The organism is Burkholderia sp. MSMB1835 (assembly GCF_001526365.1).
GTDB lineage: Bacteria > Pseudomonadota > Gammaproteobacteria > Burkholderiales > Burkholderiaceae > Burkholderia.
Window position 1 is genome coordinate 133,335 of sequence record NZ_LOYP01000049.1, and the last position, 13,066, is coordinate 146,400.

Below are 13,066 nucleotides of genomic sequence, written 5' to 3' on the forward strand. Positions count from 1 at the left end.
CGCCGTCAGATCGACCCGAACAGCGCGCGCGGCCGGTCCTTCAGCGTACCGGACAGGATCCGCAGCCCGTTGACGAGTTCGTCGCGCGTGGCCGGGCATGCGAGGTTGATGCGCACGCCGTGCTCGATCTCCGCGCGGTCGACCGCGAAGGTCGACGACGGCATCACGATCACGCCGCGCGCCTTCGCATTCGCGGCGAAATCGTCCGCGCGCCACGGGGGCGGCAGCCGCAGCCACACGAACATGCAGGCGGGGTCGGACTTCAACTGCCCGGCCGGCAGCAGTTCCCGCGCCAGATCGACGCGCGCACGAATCTCCGCGAGTTGCGCGGCCATGATCCGCGCGGCCGTGCCGTCCTCGATCCACAGCGTCGCGATCAGCATCGACGCGGGCGCCGGCATCCATGCGGTGGTGCGCACGGCTTCCGCGCACAGGGCGACGCTGTCGCGCGGACAGCTCAGGTAACCGAGGCGCAGCCCCGGCGCAAGGATCTTCGACGTCGCGCCGAGATGGAACGTCAGCTCCGGGCACAGCCCCGCGATCGCCGGCAGCCGGTCGCGCACGAGCGGGCCGTACACGTCGTCCTCGATAATCGTCACGTGATGGCGCCGCGCGATGTCCACGAGCGCCATCCGGCGCGCGAGGCTCATCGTCGTCACGGTCGGGTTCTGCAGGTTCGGCACGACGAAGATCGCCTTGACCGGCATGCGCTGGCAGATCCGCTCGATCTCGTCGGGCAGCAGGCCGTCGTCGTCCGCCGCCGCGCTGACGATCTCGAACTGGAACACCGGCGCAAGCGCCTTCAGGCCGTAGTACGTGAGGCGATCGGCAACGATCACGCCATCGGTGCCGATCAGGCTGTTCAGCACCGCATACAACCCGTGCTGCGCGCCGCTCGTGACGACCACCTGGTCGCGCGACGGCGTGAAACCGGGTGCGGCAAGCCACTGCGCGCCGGCCGCGCGCGCCCAGTCGGGCCCCTGCGGCGGCTGGTATTCCTGCAACGCGGCGAAACGCGGGTCATTCGGCAGCGTGCCGAACGTCTGCGCGAGGCTCGCGAGAAATTCGCCGGTGGCCGGCCGGTTGACGGTCAGGTCGATCGCGCCGTTGCCGGCCGCGAGCGACGCGCGGGCCGGCTCGATGCTCGGCATCGCACCGCCGGTGACGAGCGAGCCGCGCCGCTTGCTGCCGATCACGAGGCCGCGCAGCTGCAGCTCCTTGTACGCACGCGACACCGTCGACACGTTGATGCCGAGCTCGGTCGCGAGCTGGCGCTGCGGCGGCAGGCGGCTGCCCGGCGGATACGTGCCGTTGCGGATTTCCGCCTCGATCGAGCTCGAGACCTCGACATAAGTCGGCCGCTTCGCCTGCGTCGGCAGGCCGCCGTCGCGCTCGCCGGAAAGTTTGTCCGATGCCATTTGTCGCCCGTGACCACACAAAAAACGTTTGTCTGCCGTTTTGACTTGCCCAGCGATTGTATATGACATCCCCACCCCGTCAAACGCTTACGGAAAAGTCTGCAGAATCAACGCATTGAAACCGGGTAAACGCCGACACCACACAATTTCTTTTTGATTGCACACAAAAAATTACTGTGTGATTCTTGATCGCATCTTTGTGTGAATCATGTGGACCCAAGGGGAAGCGTCATGGCGAAGATCGCCATCGTGGGTGCAGGCTTCATCGGGCTCGGCGCGGCGGCATGGCTGCAACGCGACGGGCATCGCGTGACGCTGTTCGATCCGGCCGGCATCGGCGAAGGCGCGTCGTTCGGCAATGCCGCGACGTTCGCGCCGTACGGCTGCGTGCCGGTGAACGGCCCGTCCGTGTTCCGCAACCTGCCGCACTTCCTGTTCGGCGCCGACAGCCCGCTGCGCATCCGCTGGCCCTATCTGCTGCACGGCGCGCCGTGGCTCGCGCGGTTCCTGCTCGCATCGACGCCCGCACGCCACGCACGCAGCGCGAGCGCACTGGCCGCCCTGTTGTCGCGCGCAGCCGACGGCTATGCGCCGCTGCTCGCGTCGGCGCGGCTCGCGGCATTCGTGCGGCCGCGCGAATGCCTGTACCTGTACGCCCGGCAGGCGTCGTTCGATGCCGCGCAACCGTCGCTCGCGCTGCGGCGCCGGCTCGGCGTGCCGTTCGAGACGCTCGACGCGAGTGCGATCCGTGCACTCGAACCCGCGCTCGCACCGATCTTCACGCGCGGCGTGCTGTTCGTCGGCAGTTGGCACTTCTCCGATCCGCACGGCTTTCTCGGCGAGCTCTTCGCGCAACTCGCCGCCGCCGGCGCGACGCTCGAACGCGCCCGCGTCGAGCGGATCGTGCCCGCCGGCGACAGCGTGAACGTGCAGGCGGGCGGCACGGTGCGCGGGTTCGATCACGTCGTCGTCGCCGCGGGCGCCCGCTCGCGCGAATTCGCGGCCGCGTGCGGCGATGCGGTACCGCTCGACACCGAGCGCGGCTATCACGTGCAGTTCGGCGCGCACGAACCGATCGTCACGCGGCCGGTCGGCTGGGCCGAACGCGGCTTCTACATGACGCCGCTCGACGAAGGGCTGCGCGCGGCCGGCACCGTCGAACTCGGCGGCTTCGACGCACCGATGAACCCGTCGCTCGTCGCGCTGCTCACGCGTTCCGCGCGCGAAGCCGTGCCGTCGCTGGGCACGCCGACGCGCAGCTGGCTCGGCTTCCGGCCGACGCTGCCCGACGGCGTGCCCGTCATCGGCCGCGCACGCGACAGTGCGCGCGTGATCCACGCATTCGGTCATCAGCATCTCGGCGTGACGCTCGCCGGCGTCACCGGGCAGCTCGTCGCCGACCTCGTCGCCCGGCGCGCACCGCCGCTCGACCTCACACCGTACCGGGCCGCGCGATTCCGACGCGCGCCGCGACTTCCACCCACGCAAGGAGAGGCATCATGAATCGTCGTCACTGGCTGGCATGGCTGGCCGTCTGCTCGATCGGCACGGTCGCGGGGGCCGCGCGCGCCGCTGACCCGGAAACCGTCAGGATCGGCTTCGCCGGTCCGCTGACGGGGCCCGTCGCGCGCGTCGGCAAGGATCTGCAATACGGCGCGCAGCTCGCGCTCGACGAGGAAAACGCGAAGCATCCGACCATCGGCGGCAAGCCGGTGCGCTTCGTGCTCGACGTGCAGGACGACCAGGCCGATCCGCGCATCGCGATCCAGGTTGCGCAGAAACTCGTCGACGACGGTGTGGTCGGCGTGATCGGCCACTACAACTCGGGCTGCAGCATTCCGGCGTCGGCCGTCTACAAGCAGGCGAACGTCGCGATGATCACGCCCGGCTCGACCAATCCGCAACTGACGATGCAAGGCTTCAAAAACGTGTTCCGCACGATGGGGCACGACGGCGTGGGCGGCGTGGTGGCCGGCCGCTTCGCGGTCGAGCAGTTGAAGGCGAAGCGGATCGGGATCATCGACGATCGCACCGCGTTCGGCCAGGGCCTCGCCGATGCGTTCGAGAAAGGCGTGAAGGACGCGCACGGCACCATCGTCGGCCGCGAATACACGAACGACAAGGCCGTCGACTTCCGCGGCATCCTGACCACGATGAAGAGCAACAACATCGACCTGCTGTTCTTCGGCGGGCTCGACGAACAGGGCGCGATGCTCGTCAAGCAGATGCGCTCGCTCGGCATCCGTGCGCAACTGTTCGGCGCCGGCGCACTGAAAAGCAATGCATTCCTGAAGATCGCCGGCAACGCGGGCGAAGGCACGCAGGATCTGGAGCCCGGCCCCGCGCTCGACAAGCTGCCGTCCGCCGTCGCATTCGCCCAGCGCTACAAGGCGCGCTTCAACCAGGACGTCGAGCTGTACGCGCCGTTCGCGTACGACGCGGCGCTCGCGATGATCGCGGCGGTCCACAAGGCCGATTCGCTCGATCGAGGCAAGATCGTCACGAGCCTGCCGGGCGTGTCGGTGACCGGCGTGACCGGCAAGATCTCGTTCGACGAGCGCGGCGACCTGATCAAGCCGCCGTACACGTTGTTCCGCGTCGACCAGGGGCAGTGGCGCAGCATCCGCACGGTGGGCGGCGCGTCGAACTGATGCCGGGAGCGCGAGCGGGCTGCACCGTCATCGCGCCGTCTGCTGCCGCTGCACTTCCTGCGCTTTCATCTGCAGATACGCGCCGCGCTCCACTTCGTGCAGTTGCTGCGGATACTGCTCGGTCGCGTCGAACCAGCGCGCGAGGCGCGCATCGAGCGGCTTGTCGAGCGTCGCGAGATACGTGTCGATCGCGAGGTAGTAGCGCATCGTGTTGCGCTCGAGCAGCCCGCGCACGCCGCCGACGTACTGCGGCTGCGCGGCCGACGCGGCGCCGACGGTCGTGAACCCGACCTTGTCGCTGCCGACGGTCGCGAGATAGGTCTTCATCGCCATCCGGCCGACCGTGCCGAAGCCATACGAATACGTAAGGTGCAGGAACGTGCGCGACGCGCCGACCGGCACGGCCTCGAGCGCGATCCGGTAATCCTTCGTGCCCATCGGGCCGCTGTCGGCGGTCAGGTCGACCTGGAAATAATCGGGCGTCGCGGCCGCCACGCGGTAGCGGAACTGCACGCGATAGGTGTCCGGCAGCTTTTGCTCGATCTTGCGGCCGAGGTTCACGTCGAGCACCGCGCCGTTGGCGCCGCTCGCTGCGTGACAGTACTTCGTGTTCAGGTGCAGGATCAGCACCGCGCACCAGTTCGCGGGGCCTCGTGCGGGATCGTTGAGCTGGCCGTTCACCACCGCGAACGGATAATCGACGACCGCATAGATGTCGCCCTTCAGCGACGACGACGCTTCCGACGATTCGAGCACCAGGGGCCGGCGAAACGCGTTGTCCTTCAGTTGCGCGCCGAGGCTGCGGTAGCGATCGAGCAGCGCGGCCGCGCCGTTCGCGCCCTCCGCGCCGAACGACAGCGCGCTCCAGCCGACACACAGGGCTGCGACGAGCGCGTGCCAGGCGCGGTGCGCACGCCGCGTGCCGCGCGAAGCTGCGGATGTCTCCATGTTGGTACTCCCTGGCGCACGATGGTCGCGCGCATGTGTCACAGAATACGCCTGCCGGCTACGCGGCGCGGCATCCGACTCGCTCGTCATCGGCCGCGCTTCACCGGCAGCGGCAATTGCGCGGCGGTGATCCGGATCAGCGTCGACAGCCATTCGCGCTCGTCCCAGCGATCGCCGGCGATGACGAGATGCGGCTTCGCGGCCGGATACGGCGGGGCTTCGTCGCACGCGCCGAGATACGCGCGGCCTTCGGGCGTCGGCTTGACGAACAGCCGGTCGTCGCAGACGAGCGCGACCATCCTGCCGTCGCAATAGATGCCGTATTCGCCGAACATCTTGCGCGCCGATACCGTACCGGCCGCCGCGATCTGCTCGACGATGAAATCGACCGTGCTCTGGCTCGATGCCATCCGCCGCTCCCGATGAAAAAGTTTATGACCGTCGTGCGCGCCGGACCGTTCCGTCTGGTCTGCCGATACGCTGCGGTGCGTCATGCATTCGCGAACGCGCAACGCGCAACGCGCAACGCGCCCAAGCATCGACCGCTGCCGCCGCGTGCGCGGCGCCGGCCGGCAGCGTCCGACTCGCCTACTTGTCCGCGCCGAACGCACTCGACATCTGCCGCGCCCGCTTCACGTCGTCGCCATGCAGGTAGATGGACGTCGTCGAGATCGACGCATGCCGCAGGTTGTCGCGCACCGTGGTCAGCTCCGCGCCGCGCGCCAGCGCGTGCGTCGCATGCGTATGCCGCATCCAGTGCGGGCTCGCCTGGCGCAGCTTGTGCGCGAGCGCCGGGTGGTCGGCCTCGACGCTATCGGCCGTCTGCGCGAAGAAACGCTGCATCACCTTCCACAGCCGCACGCTCGTGATCGCGGCCGCGTCGTCTTCCGCAAGGCTCGGAATCAGCGGCGTAGCGGGCCGCCAGCGCGCCGGCGTGACCGGCAACCGGCGCGCGACCAGATAGCGATCGAGCGCCGTGCGCGCGAGCGGCGGCAGCGCGACGCGGGCGGCCTTGCTGCCCTTGCCGATCACCTTCAGCCACGCGTCGCCGTGCGCGTCCGTCTCGATGTCGCCGAGCGTCGCGCCGACCAGTTCGCTCGCGCGCAGCCCGGTCGCATAGCCGAAATCGAGAATGAAGCGCAGCCGTTGCGCGGCGGCCGGCGTCCAGCCCGACTGCGGCGCGGCGTCGCCCGTGCGCTTGCGGAACTCGAGCCCGTCGGCGATCGTGCGAACCAGCAGCCACTCGCCTTCGGTGAACGCGTGCGACGTATCGAGGGGAGTCGCGCCGCGCGTGTCGCGCACCTTCACGCCGGCGAACGGATTCGCGAGCAGGTAGCGCTGCTCGATCAGCCAGCGGAACAGCGCGCCGAGCACCGACAGCGTGTACGCCGCGGACCGCGCGGACAACGCGCCCGAGAACGGCCGCCAGTCGGGCGCGCCGCGCGGCCGCACGGGGCCGACCCAGCGTTCGTGCGGCGTCGGCCGCCGGATGAACGCGCGATACGCGAGCGCATCCTCGGTCGTCAGCGACGACAGCGCGCGGCCGCGCTCGACGATCGCCCACAGGATCAGCCGCTCGGCTTCCTTCCGGTACGCACGCCGCGTCGCGGCCGATTCGTGCAGCGACAGCCACGCGTGCACGGCCGCGTAATCGTTGTCCGCATCGAGCGTGCTGGTCGCGCGCGGCGCGCGGAACGTGCCGGCCGAGCCGTCGACTTCGTGCGGCAGCTTCAGTTGCTCCCACGGCACGATGCTGCCGCGCGGCGTCGCGGCGATCAGCGCACGCGCGCGTTCGGTCAGCTCCGGATGCGCGGCGAAGAACGCCTCGATGCGCCGCGCGCCGGCCATGCCGAGGCCCGCGATCGCCCGCCACCACTGGCGCCGGCGCGGAATCCGCACGGTCAGGTCGGCGAGCGTCGCGATCCCGTGCGCACGCAATGCCGCGACCGCACGCGCCGGCAGCCACAGGCCGACGTCGTCGCCGATCTGCGGGACCGGCGCGCGCGCATGACGCAGCAGGCCGATCGCGTCGGTCGCCGCTTTCGCCTCCCGCAAACGCTCACCGTCCGGATGGCCGAGCCGTTCCGCGAGATCGGCGCGGCCCACCTGCCGCGCGATGCGCACGAGGCGCCGACGAATGGCGCCGATCACGCCGCGCGCCGACCGTCCGTCGCCGAGCCGGTCGGGCAGATAGCGCTCGACGGCCTGGCGCACGGTCATGCCCGCGTACCACGCGCGCAGCGCGGCCAGTTCGTCGGCGTCGGGAAAACCTGCGGGCGCAGGCGCGGAATCGGAGGAAAGCGGTGAGGCGAGGCGCGGTTTCATGGGCGCCAGTTTGACAGAAGCGCGCGCGGCCGGATACGCCGCCCGCGCCCTCCCGAACGGGACGATGCACATGCGCGGCCCCGCACCCGCCGGGCATCGCGCAAGCGCATCGGGGCGACCGTCGCGACACCGAGGCCGGACGCGCGCCGCCCCCGCTTCCGTGCGGGTCACGCGTCGTCTTTCGGCCCCGGGTTCAGCATCACGACGAAGCCGGCCACGCCGACGATCAACGCAACGGCGCCGCCGCGCAGCGCCGACGCCGCATCGAACAGCAGGCCGGTCACGACGGCCATCATGCCGGCGAGCGACACGAACACGGCGATCGCCGCGACGACGATCCGGTACTGGCGGCGTATCATCGTGCGCGCCGCGTCATGCCGCGGCCGCGGCGGCCGGCTCGTCGGCGTCGTCGCCACGAATCAGCAGCACCGGGCACGTCGCGCCGCGCACGAAACGCTCGGCGACGCTGCCGAGCAGCACGCGCCGGATACCGCGCCGCCCGTGCGTGCCGACCACCGCGAGATCGATCCCGCGCTCCTTCACGTAACGTTGCAGGCGTTCCGCGATGTCCTCGCCGATGCTCTCGGTCTCGACGAGTTCGGCTTCGCCTTTCGCGCCGGCCAGCGCGACGATCCGTTCGGCTTCGCACAGCACCTTGCGCCCGTCGTCGCGAATCTCCTCGACGAGCGCGTGCGGATCGAGACGGCCGGCATACGTGAACAGCGCCGACTTGTCGACCACGTACACGACGCTGACGTGCGTATCGCCCGCCAGCGCCACCTTCACGGCCTCGGCCAGTGCCTGTTTCGACGAAGCGCTGCCGTCGACGGCCACCATGATCTTCTCGTACATGCGAACCTCGCTGGGGTGAATTGCCGGGCGCGCCGTCGCGCCCGGCCATGTCTCCATCATCGGCCGACGGCGGGGCCGAACATTGACGGCGGTCAAGCGCGGCAGCGGCCGCACATGCGGCAAAACGGCGCGACGGAAAGGGGAAAGCTCGCGTTGTCGGCCAGGCCGCGAACCGGGCCGGCCATGCGCGCGCCGACGCGCTTTCAAGCGGCCATCGCGCCGAAGGCGCTATCATCGAACGTGCGACTTTCGTCCGGCCCTTTTTTCCGGCCCCACTTTCAACTCGCTCAACCGACATGACAACGACTATCGAACGCGTGGACGGCGCCGCCCAGCATCTCGTCGCCGCCCGCCATGCCGGCTCGCCCGGCCCGCTGTTGCCCGATGCACTGCGCCCCGACGACATCGACACCGCGCTCGCGATCCAGCAGCGCGTGGCCGACCTGCTCGGCGAACCCGTCGGCGGATGGAAATGCGCGCTGCCGCCGCCCGATCGCGTGATCCTCGCGCCGATCTTCGCGTCGACGATCGGCGAAGCCGATGCGCCGTACCGCGTCGTCGGCGGGCCGATCGTGCGGATCGAACCGGAAATCGCGTTCGTGCTCGATCGCGACCTGCCCGCGCGCGAGCAGCCGTACGACGAACGCGACGTGCGGGCGGCGATCCGGGAAGTGCGCGTCGTGCTCGAGATACTGGGCTGCCGCTATGCGGAGCCGGCGCGCGCGTCGAAGTTCGAGCTGCTGGCCGACGGGCAATTCAACCAGGGGCTGTGCGTCGGCCCGGTCGTGCCCGACGGCTTGAACGCGCCGCTCGCGACGCTGGCGCTGTCGTTCGAAGGCGCGCTGAACCGGACGATCGACGGCCGCCATCCGGACGGCGATCCGCTGAAGCCGCTGGTGTGGCTCGTCAACTTCCTCGCGTCGCGCGGCGACGCGGTGCGCGCCGGCCAGATCGTGACGACCGGCTCGTACGCGGGGGCGATCGACGTGCCGCTCGGCGATGCGCTGACGGTCCGCTTCGGCGAGCTCGGCAGCCTGTCGGTGACGTTGACCGCGTGACGGGGCGGATGACCACAGCATCCTGAATCAGGCCGGTCTGAAATGACCGGCGGTTTTCGCCCTGCTGCTTCGCTGCCGCCGATGTCTGGGAAGACGTTCGCGCTGCTGCACAGGAAGCGGTCGAGGCACATTTCTACCGTGAAAAAGGCACAGTGCCGTCTCCGTCTGCACTGAAAACGCTCGCGCGTAATTCCGAATGCGAAGCCGGCGTTTGGATGCTCTTCGATATCGACCTGCCGAAGAACAAAAGGCCGTCCGCTTCGATGTCAACATGCCTGAACAGCTTCCGCACCAGATCGACGTCGCTGCAAATGCGCGCAAGATGACTCAGTCAGCGTTTCTCATTCTTGCCGCAGAACAGGATATGCGAACTCATGCTTAGTACTGTTGTATCATCCTGTGAAATCAAAAAAACTGATATAAGAAATGTCTCTCCACCAAAACCATCCACAACCGAAAAACGGAATTTCTGTAAGCGTCGGTGCAGCATTAACAGGCGGGATTACGCTTCTCGTTGCTGTTGCTAGCGCACTTGGCGTCACGTATACCCAAGGAGTTCAATATGGCAAAGACTCCGCTCACAGTGAATGCCGAGCCGCGATTGACGATCTCGAATCAACAAAAAAGAAGTTGGGGGACACGCAGGCCAACTTAGACGTCACCATTAAAAACTTGGCCAGTTGGAGAGAAGCCTACGAAGGATCCCAAAGGACGATCGCTGACCAAGCATCGCAGATCGCCATCTTGAATGGGCGAGTCAAAGTATCCAATCAATGCGACTTCCTTCGCCAGCAATTCGACTACTATCAAACTCAGCTAAATTTGAACAACTGGTCCGCCGACAGCCCACGTCGCGAAGAGTTGATGACTGGTCGCCGAGAACTTCTCGCTCGGATGGAGTCGTGTACGCGCCTCTGATGACGAAAAAGCCCGCGAAGCTTTCACCTTGCGGGCTCTAGCTTCCAACCTAAAAAATGTAATTGCGGTACGCTTACTCGATTCCCGCGCGAGAGAAATCAAACTGAACCTTGTACGCACTAGTTGCAAGTTCTGTATTGCTTGAGTCACATATCGAATCGGCTCGGAAAACTCACTGGCTATAAGGGATACCGCGGGGAGGAGTCCCGTCCTGCTTCGCATACCATCCGAGATAGCGGGCAATCTGCCCCACCGCTGAGTCCTTTGCTTCGCCCACCTTCAGCTCAATGACGACGCGGCGTGCCGAAGCATCTTTCGCGAGAATGTCAACTCGACCAACATCAATCGAAACATGACGGTCGATGTAACGTAGCCCCGGCTCTAGCGTGGCCAAATTCTGAATGACGTGCGCCTCGATATCTCGCTCAAAGCTGACCGAAGCCTCAATCAGTTTCTCGACAGCGTCCGGCTGTTCAATGCCTTGCTCACTGTCCTGCTCACCAGCGTCGTAAGCCGGTGTCCAGACGTTCGGGCCGAATGTCTCTACATTGTAGATGTGGAATCGACCATCGTTGTCCTTCAAAACTTTTGAGCAAACGGATGTGACCGATATGCCTTTGTGCTCGAATGGTCTACATTCTCTAGAGACGCATCTCTTCTCACCGGAGTGGGTCACGAATTTAGGCAGCATTGGTCATCATATGCACTAGAACGCTTTATAATCCCCTTTTCCACAAACTACGGAGATCAATATGGATAACGGCGGCCCGGCATTTCCCGTACCAGTTACCACGCTCGATAACCAAAAGCATAGTTCTAGCTTGCAGGGGATGTCTCTGCGCGACTATTTTGCCGCAGCGGCATTGCAAGGTATGATCGCAAGTGGAAGCAGTGCAAACTATTCGGGACTTGGCGAAATGGCTTACACTGCAGCAGACAATCTCTTGGCAGCACGGACCAACAAAGAGTAACGCTAACGTTGCGACGCGTTACCCGCGACTAAACCTCTCCCACCGTGGAGAGGTTTCACTCCGTTGCCGCGTCCGTCCCGAACGAACGACATGCTACGGATATAGAACAGCACGCAATCGTTGCAGCTGTTGCGCTCGCGTGGCGAGTTCGACGGATCTCCACGATCCTCTCTGGCACCTTGCGAATCCTCAGGCGTCCCGTGCGCCAAAGCCATATCAAATGTGCTCGCCGGCCGCCGCTAAATACGTAGCTTCGACAGACAACGCGCGTACTCATCCTGAGTATGTAGTTCATGCAGAAATGTCCCGGTGTAACGGCATCAGGCGGCTCCACGCGCGCTCGACTTCATTCGCGTCGTCGCTGGACGGCTCGGCACCCGTCGTCGATCCATTCCGCCCCGCCGTGATACCGTTGCACATCGTCGCGCGCGCCGGCCCGCCGGCCGCCCCCGCGAACCGCTTTCACGCCCCATCCGCCATGTCGCTGACACCGCTGCCCGCCCTGCTCGACACCGTCCTGCGCACCGTCGCGCGCCGTTATCGGCTGCCGCCGCTCGACCGCGCGTCGTCGCTGACCGACGCGACGCATCCGGCCACCGCGCTGGCGGTCGTGATCGAGGAAGCGCGCAGGATGCAGGCGGACGGCCACACGCCCGGCGCGGACCTGCGACAGCGCTTCGTCGATGCGCTCGCACGGATGATCCGCGACGCGATGGATCCGTCATCCGGCGACCCGTCGTTTCAGGCATCGGTGCTGCGCCACGACGCGCCGAACGTGCGCGAATACGCGTCGTTGTCCGCGCACGCCGAGCAGGACCGGCGCGCGCTCCACGCGGCCGTCAATGCGATCGCGCACCCGGCCAAGCTCGAGCGCAGCGCACAGGCGTGGCAACGCGACGGCCTCGCGCGCCTGCATGCAGCCGCGACGTCGGCGGCGTGGGCCGAGCTGCATGCCGCGCTCGCGCAACTGCTCGCACTGCCCGAGATGGCGACCGACGCGGCGTTCGAGCAGGACATCGTCAAGCTCAAGGACAGCCCCGCGCTCGAGCGCACGCTGCGACTCGATGCGCTGGCCGCGGACGACGACGTCCGTCGCTACCGCGCGCTGTGGGTCCGTCAAGGCCCGCTCGTCGGCAGCACGGCCGCCGTCGCGCAAGGCGCGGCGTCCCAGCAGCGCGGCGCGGCCGTCGAAGCGCTGGCCGCGCAGGCGCTCGACGCACTGGCGCGCCGGCTCGACGCGGTGGACGAGCACCGCACCTACCGCGTGGTCACGTCGATGTGTGTGCCTTCGTCGATCCCGGGCCGACACGACCGCGCGAAAACCGAATGGGACGCGATCCTGCTCGAACGCGCGCGCGGCGGCGACCCGGCGCTCGCGTGGAACGTGCGCTTTCTCGTCGAAGCGAAAGCCTCCGCGGATGCCGCGACGACCGACCTGCCGCGACTGCTGCGCGGCCTGAACCTGCTCGCGCAGGCGGCGCCCGACACGGTCTATGCATTCGAGACGCACCAGGGCACGGTGCGCGTGCAGGGCGCATCGCTGCACGCGTTGACGACCGACGAAGCGGCGCTGCGACGCGAGGTGCTGTATTGCTGCGACGCGTCCGCGGACGCGTCGCCGCGCCTGCTGGGCGCCGCGAGCCGGATGCAGTTGCTGTCGGCCCAGGCCAGCCTCGAATACGCGAGCGCGCTCGCGCGGCAGCCGGATGCCGATCCGGACGGCCTCGGCGTCATCTGGCACGCGCTGCTGACCCTGCCGCAATGGCACGCCGTGCTGCATCAATACCCGTCGTTGCGGCAAGTCCGCGAACTGATGGTGGCCATCGACGATTTGCGGGCCGCGCTCGACGAGATGGACGACGGAGGCATCGCCAGCAGCGTGTGCGCGTGATGCGCGATCGTGACGGACGCGCGACCCCTGCGTG

General features: G+C 67.4%; 13 protein-coding genes and 1 pseudogene. 7 read left to right on the forward strand and 7 right to left on the reverse strand.

The features are described 5' to 3' along the window. Positions 1-5: 5 nt before the first annotated feature. A complete protein-coding gene (locus tag WS96_RS22535) occupies positions 6-1,418 on the reverse strand; it encodes an aminotransferase-like domain-containing protein (RefSeq protein WP_034209325.1) in 1,413 nt (470 codons plus the stop codon). Positions 1,419-1,649: 231 nt separating this feature from the next. Here WS96_RS22535 and WS96_RS22540 point away from each other — a divergent pair, with 231 nt between their 5' ends. Further along, on the forward strand, positions 1,650-2,921 hold the full coding sequence (locus WS96_RS22540) for an NAD(P)/FAD-dependent oxidoreductase (protein WP_059835510.1): 1,272 nt from the start codon (positions 1,650-1,652) through the stop codon (positions 2,919-2,921). Continuing rightward, positions 2,918-4,069, forward strand: coding sequence for a branched-chain amino acid ABC transporter substrate-binding protein (locus tag WS96_RS22545; RefSeq protein WP_059835511.1), 1,152 nt, complete (start codon positions 2,918-2,920; stop codon positions 4,067-4,069). Before WS96_RS22540 ends, WS96_RS22545 begins: the two co-directional genes overlap by 4 nt. 27 nt (positions 4,070-4,096) lie before the next feature. Here WS96_RS22545 and WS96_RS22550 read toward each other — a convergent pair whose 3' ends face one another. From WS96_RS22550 to WS96_RS22570, 5 genes are all read right to left on the reverse strand, one after another. After that, positions 4,097-5,017 carry a hypothetical protein gene (locus tag WS96_RS22550; protein WP_059835513.1) on the reverse strand — a complete coding sequence of 307 codons (921 nt, stop codon included), beginning with the start codon at positions 5,015-5,017 and terminating at the stop codon, positions 4,097-4,099. An 86-nt stretch (positions 5,018-5,103) separates the two neighbouring features. Then, a complete protein-coding gene (locus tag WS96_RS22555; protein ID WP_059835515.1) occupies positions 5,104-5,427 on the reverse strand; it encodes a TfoX/Sxy family protein in 324 nt (107 codons plus the stop codon). 178 nt (positions 5,428-5,605) lie between these two features. Beyond that, the gene (locus WS96_RS22560; RefSeq protein WP_059835516.1) at positions 5,606-7,342 is read right to left on the reverse strand and encodes a site-specific integrase; all 1,737 of its coding nucleotides are present in this window, start codon (positions 7,340-7,342) and stop codon (positions 5,606-5,608) included. 167 nt (positions 7,343-7,509) lie between these two features. Then, positions 7,510-7,701, reverse strand: a complete 192-nt coding sequence (locus WS96_RS22565; RefSeq protein ID WP_059835604.1) for a DUF2964 family protein — start codon at positions 7,699-7,701, stop codon at positions 7,510-7,512. Positions 7,702-7,714: 13 nt separating this feature from the next. Then, positions 7,715-8,194 carry a universal stress protein gene (locus tag WS96_RS22570; RefSeq protein ID WP_059835517.1) on the reverse strand — a complete coding sequence of 160 codons (480 nt, stop codon included), beginning with the start codon at positions 8,192-8,194 and terminating at the stop codon, positions 7,715-7,717. A 296-nt stretch (positions 8,195-8,490) separates the two neighbouring features. Here WS96_RS22570 and WS96_RS22575 point away from each other — a divergent pair, with 296 nt between their 5' ends. The 3 genes and pseudogenes from WS96_RS22575 (at position 8,491) to WS96_RS33825 (ending at position 10,170) form a co-directional block, all read left to right on the forward strand. After that, a complete protein-coding gene (locus tag WS96_RS22575) occupies positions 8,491-9,252 on the forward strand; it encodes a 2-keto-4-pentenoate hydratase (protein WP_059835518.1) in 762 nt (253 codons plus the stop codon). A 71-nt stretch (positions 9,253-9,323) separates the two neighbouring features. Further along, positions 9,324-9,578 (forward strand): annotated as a pseudogene (locus tag WS96_RS34905) (type II toxin-antitoxin system HicB family antitoxin); the annotation flags it as partial. Between the two features lie 100 nt (positions 9,579-9,678). Further along, a complete protein-coding gene (locus WS96_RS33825) occupies positions 9,679-10,170 on the forward strand; it encodes a hypothetical protein (RefSeq protein WP_156443679.1) in 492 nt (163 codons plus the stop codon). Between the two features lie 172 nt (positions 10,171-10,342). Here WS96_RS33825 and WS96_RS22580 read toward each other — a convergent pair whose 3' ends face one another. Continuing rightward, positions 10,343-10,861 (reverse strand): endonuclease NucS domain-containing protein, encoded by a 519-nt coding sequence (locus WS96_RS22580; RefSeq protein WP_257128040.1) that lies wholly within the window; start codon positions 10,859-10,861, stop codon positions 10,343-10,345. A 61-nt stretch (positions 10,862-10,922) separates the two neighbouring features. On the opposite strand from WS96_RS22580, the gene WS96_RS33830 reads away from it, so the two are divergent. Further along, the gene (locus tag WS96_RS33830; protein ID WP_156443680.1) at positions 10,923-11,141 is read left to right on the forward strand and encodes a hypothetical protein; all 219 of its coding nucleotides are present in this window, start codon (positions 10,923-10,925) and stop codon (positions 11,139-11,141) included. Positions 11,142-11,619: 478 nt separating this feature from the next. Then, entirely contained in the window at positions 11,620-13,032 is a 1,413-nt protein-coding gene (locus tag WS96_RS22585) for a hypothetical protein (RefSeq protein ID WP_059835520.1), read from the forward strand. Positions 13,033-13,066 lie beyond the last annotated feature (34 nt).